General features: G+C 49.4%; 1 pseudogene. It reads right to left on the bottom strand.

Annotated elements, in window-relative coordinates:
• A pseudogene (locus HMPREF3201_RS11820) lies at positions 1-565 on the bottom strand (S-layer protein); the annotation flags it as partial.

Raw genomic sequence — 565 nt, 5'->3', positions numbered from 1 at the left:
GTTGCCGTCACCGGCAATATTTAAGGTTTCTCCTAAGTTACGGTGTACAGCATCACCGCTGTCGGCCGTGAAATTCAGGCCATCATTGGTTAATTCGGTCTTAGCTGCATCAGTAATATTTTTAATGTCACCGATATTAGCACCATTGGTAAGCGTATTATACGTCGGGTTATTGTCAGCATCTGTACCATCGGAACCGCTGGCTACATTGGTAATCTGTTTGCTGCCAGCATCGATGCCCGTCGTCGTTACGGACGGACCATTGGTGATGGTTAAGCCTCCTGTAGCGAGAGCTGTATCACCGACTTTTACGCCGTCGTTATTGACAACGGTGTTGCCTGTGGTGACAGAGCCAGTATCTCCTAAGTTGATATCTTTATTGAGTTTAACCGTCAACAGGCCATTGTCGCCGTCCTGGCTGGATACGACGCCGATGTTGCCCGTCGTAAGGTCAGCTTCAGAGGTAGCTTCGCCCTTGACGTTAACCTGGTTGTTCAGTTTTACAGACGAAGTCGTGCCGAAGTCACCGCCGTATTTCATGCCGTCATCAAGAGTTGCGACGGTC

Source organism: Megasphaera sp. MJR8396C (assembly GCF_001546855.1).
Lineage (GTDB): Bacteria > Bacillota > Negativicutes > Veillonellales > Megasphaeraceae > Megasphaera.
This window is presented reverse-complemented; position numbering and strand designations above follow the sequence as displayed.